This is a genomic window from Thalassotalea ganghwensis (assembly GCF_053485795.1).
Genome location: NZ_JBQRUM010000039.1, coordinates 1 through 4,144 on the forward strand (window position 1 = coordinate 1; position 4,144 = coordinate 4,144).

Annotated in this window: 5 protein-coding genes; all 5 read left to right on the forward strand. The window is 38.9% G+C overall.

Annotated elements, in window-relative coordinates; genetic code table 11:
* Window positions 1-533: transposase (locus ACSLUH_RS19225; protein ID WP_527252155.1), on the forward strand; the 533-nt coding region annotated here is incomplete at its 5' end.
* A 235-nt stretch (window positions 534-768) separates the two neighbouring features.
* Window positions 769-1,119: a hypothetical protein gene (locus ACSLUH_RS19230; protein WP_448570042.1), complete on the forward strand. Its 351-nt coding sequence runs from the start codon at window positions 769-771 to the stop codon at window positions 1,117-1,119.
* A gap of 333 nt (window positions 1,120-1,452) precedes the next feature.
* Window positions 1,453-2,430 carry a transposase gene (locus ACSLUH_RS19235; RefSeq protein ID WP_448570043.1) on the forward strand — a complete coding sequence of 326 codons (978 nt, stop codon included), beginning with the start codon at window positions 1,453-1,455 and terminating at the stop codon, window positions 2,428-2,430.
* A gap of 184 nt (window positions 2,431-2,614) precedes the next feature.
* Window positions 2,615-2,758, forward strand: a complete 144-nt coding sequence (locus ACSLUH_RS19240) for a hypothetical protein (RefSeq protein WP_448570044.1) — start codon at window positions 2,615-2,617, stop codon at window positions 2,756-2,758.
* Between the two features lie 714 nt (window positions 2,759-3,472).
* Window positions 3,473-4,144: M9 family metallopeptidase N-terminal domain-containing protein (locus tag ACSLUH_RS19245; RefSeq protein WP_448570045.1), on the forward strand; the 672-nt coding region annotated here is incomplete at its 3' end.

The following is a 4,144-nucleotide window of genomic DNA, read 5'->3' on the forward strand; positions in this document are numbered from 1 at the left end:
GACAAGCCAATAGAGAAGATGGTTGTACGGGGCGCTTTTGGGAAGGTCGCTTTAAGTCGCAAGCGTTGTTAGATGAAGCGGCGCTTGCAGCGTGTATGGCCTATGTTGAGCTCAATCCTATTCGAGCTAATATTGCAGATGTTCCTGAGCGCTCAGACTATACCAGCGTTAAAAAACGCATAGAATACGCACAATTAGGCCAACAACCTAATAGATTACTGCCTTTTGTTGGCAACCCTAAACGCACCATGCCCATTAAAGGCTTGCCATTTGAGCTACAAGATTATTTACAGCTGGTTGAGCTAACAGGGCGCTGTATTAAAGCAGGCAAAACGGGTTATATCAACGAACAACAGCCAGCAATTTTGGTGCGTTTAGCGATTTGCCCTGAAAACTGGCTCACGCTCACCACAACCTTTACCAAAGTATTTAGCGGGGCGGTAGGTAAACGCGATGAACTGACCAAATTTTGCCAACATCAACAAATAAAACGACGGCATAATATTGAGCAGTGTAGTCAATTACTTGCTTAAACCTTTCACCTAAAAAAACAAGCTCTCTATCGCAACAGCGATGCTTTGCGGTGTCAATTGTTTAGTGATTAGGCTAAACGTTGATGTTTTTAGCATTATTTCAAATAAAAATAGAATGAGAAGGTTAATATAAAACTCGACAATTCTATTGAGTCTATGTAAATAGTAGTGTCTTGAATTAACAATGGATGTCTATATAACAATTTGAAAATTAGCAGAATTGGTTTCTAAAGGTATGTTTATAAATACAGGGGTATCTCCTTATGATAAAAACGTAGAAGACCTACTTAAAATCAAACAAAGTTTTCACCTAAGCCGGGGTAGTGTTGGAGAGTTCGCTGAGGTGTATAAAACTCAGTTAAATGAGCAGGGGATAATTATTGTTGCTGCAAGCATGCCATATTTACCTATTTATATACTGCCTTTTGATAACATTGATTCTGTGATTTTCAATCCAAAAAATCAGTCTGATTATTATCTAAATGGAGTTTCTGGTGTGATTGAATTGAAACTATCTTCTGGTGATTTTGTTGCCTTATCTTTTAATGATGAAGCTTTGTCTGTATTAAGAGAGAGATTTAGTTAATGGAATAAGAGAGATCGGAAATAAATTAACGAAGACACCCACTTAAATTAACGAAAAAATTAACAAAGACACCCACTGTTAATTGCAGAACTAATAAGCCGTGGCTATAGTTAATCTACTCGTTCAACGGAGATGAAGACAAATTAACAAAGACACCCACTGTTAATTGCAGAACTAATAAGCCGTGGCTATAGTTAATCTACTCGTTCAACGGAGATGAAGAGGTTAACCATAGCAACAGCAAATTAACAAAGACACCCACTGTTAATTGCAGAACTAACTAGCCGTGACTATAGTTAACCTACTCATTCAACGGAGATGAAGAGGTTAACCATGGCAACGGCTCGCCAACGACAAATTAGTTTAACAGATACCCCTTATTACCATTGTATTTCTCGCTGTGTTCGGCGTGCATTTCTTTGTGGAGAAGATAACGTCTCAGGCAAAAGTTACGAGCATCGTCGGGTGTGGATCGAAGAGAAGCTGCTGTCATTGTCTAAAAGTTTTGCCATTGATGTATGTGCTTATGCGGTAATGAGTAACCATTTTCATGTGGTATTGTATATAGACCAAGAGGCGGCTAAGCGTTGGTCAACAAGTGAAGTACTTGAACGGTGGCACCATATGTTTAAAGGCACGTTATTAACGCGCCGTTATATGAAAGAAGGGCAACTTGAAGAGTATTTAATGCCAAGCTTACTTGAAACGGTAGAAGTTTATCGTAACCGCTTAATGGATATTAGTTGGTTTATGCGACAAGTGAATGAGCCGATAGCAAGACAAGCCAATAGAGAAGATGGTTGTACGGGGCGCTTTTGGGAAGGTCGCTTTAAGTCGCAAGCGTTGTTAGATGAAGCGGCGCTTGCAGCCTGTATGGCCTATGTAGAGCTTAACCCTATTCGAGCAAATATTGCAGATGTTCCTGAGCGCTCAGACTATACCAGCGTTAAAAAACGCATAGAGTCTGCCCAATTAGGTCAACAACCGAATAGATTACTGCCTTTCGTTGGCAACCCTAAACGCACCATGCCCATTAAAGGCTTGCCATTTGAGCTACAAGATTATTTACAGCTGGTCGAGCTAACAGGGCGCTGTATTAAAGCAGGCAAAGCGGGTTATATCAATGAACAACAGCCAGCAATTTTGGTGCGTTTAGCGATTTGCCCTGAAAACTGGCTCACGCTCACCACAACCTTTACCAAAGTATTTAGCGGGGCGGCAGGTAAACGCGATGAACTGACCAAATTTTGCCAACATCAACAAATAAAACGACGGCATAATATTGAGCAGTGTAGTCAATTACTTGCTTAAACCTTTCACCTAAAAAAACAAGCTCTCTATCGCAACAGCGATGCTTTGCGGTGTCAATTGTTTAGTGATTAGGCTAAACGTTGATGTTTTTAGCATTATTTCAAATAAAAATAGAATGAGAAGGTTAATATAAAACTCGACAATTCTATTGAGTCTATGTAAATAGTAGTGTCTTGAATTAACAATGGATGTCGTTATAGCGCTTACCGATAGTGAACATGCATTACTTACTAGTAATGAAAAGTTAGTGTTACCGTTAATGCAGAAAAAGCTGACTAAAGTCATGAATTTAGTCGCACCCATTCAAGGTCATCACTCAATAGGGTGAACCTAAGCGATTAAGTTATGTTATTTAGCCAATAAGGATTTTTACAACAGCATACCATTTATAGTTGAACTGTTTATAATGCCCCTTCGCGCTATAAATTTCTCATGGACAAGGATTTTGATAGATCGACGTAACATCAATTTCCAGTATTTATGCAATAAATGGTTTTTTGTATATTTTAGTTTTTGTCAAAGCAGTGCTTATGTTTTTAACACCATGAGCTATCTGATTTATTACTTGTAATAGCTAAATAGTTGTCACTTGGTTTTTAACGGCAAATAAATTTAATTGAATTTCGTATTTCCAATTAATTCTCCTTTCAATGTCACCTTTGTTAACGCTTATGGGATAAATAAAGCATGCTCGCCAGTCTTTAGTTGACAGTACTACATGCCTCTTCATCCTAACCGTTAATGGTCACGATAAATTCCCAAACCCTCGATAATGGTACTTACCACTTACCACTTGTTAGTTAATGATTTGTTAAAATAATAATACTTTATTGTTGCTATTGTATATTTTATATTGTATTTTTGTCCGATTGCATAAAGGTTAGGCAATCTATGCCTTTTCATTAATCGTGCATAACAAACTCAATGGTCAGTGTTGCAAATAATAAAATAACTCACACAAGCCATTGATAGTGCTAGTCATGTGCTTTTGTCAGAGAGCTATTACTAGTGAAATAAACAAAATAATAATTAGGATTTAGATATGCGCTTTAAATCTATCGCAATGGCAGTGATTGCTGCCTCAACAACAGCGTCGTTCACCACCTCTGCCCATCACGTTACCGACCAACAGCGTTCTTTGACACCTTCTTTGAGTGAAAGTAGTAACGTTCAGGGGGCTAAAGGTTCGACAGGCGCTTTGGGTCAAGTAGGCCTCGCCGGAGAAGCTTTTTGTCATAACAACGAATTAGAGGCCCTATCAGGGCGGGCATTTTATGAATACATTCGTGATGCTGAGTTTGACCGTTGTCTTACAAATATCGCAGCTGATTATCATTACGGAAATAAAGTTGCCACTAAAGGCAATATGCTTATGGTGGCAAATTATATCCGAGATGAAGGGGCAAGTTATGATTTGCTAAATACCGACAGTGTTACTCGGGTGTTTGAATACCTAACCAATGCTTATAAATGGGATCACAACCATCGAAGTGGTGTTTATCAAGACGATGCAGAGTTACGAGCTGCCGTGACAGATGCACTACATGCGGTGATGGATAATCCTAACTTTACAACGGCAAGTGCAAAAACGCATATGAGTTTAAGGCCTTATTTTGAAGTGGTCTGGTATGCACAAACTTATCAAGGCATGATCGCACCGATCACCAAATACCTTAACGGCTTTACTAAAGCGCATGCTCAAGAAGTTATCAAT

What these genes read in the sequence shown, in the direction of transcription:
- ACSLUH_RS19230 (WP_448570042.1), top strand. Translation starts at nt 769, where the DNA reads ATGTTTATAAATACAGGGGTATCTCCTTATGATAAAAACGTAGAAGAC.
- ACSLUH_RS19235 (WP_448570043.1), top strand. Translation starts at nt 1,453, where the DNA reads ATGGCAACGGCTCGCCAACGACAAATTAGTTTAACAGATACCCCTTAT.
- ACSLUH_RS19240 (WP_448570044.1), top strand. Translation starts at nt 2,615, where the DNA reads ATGGATGTCGTTATAGCGCTTACCGATAGTGAACATGCATTACTTACT.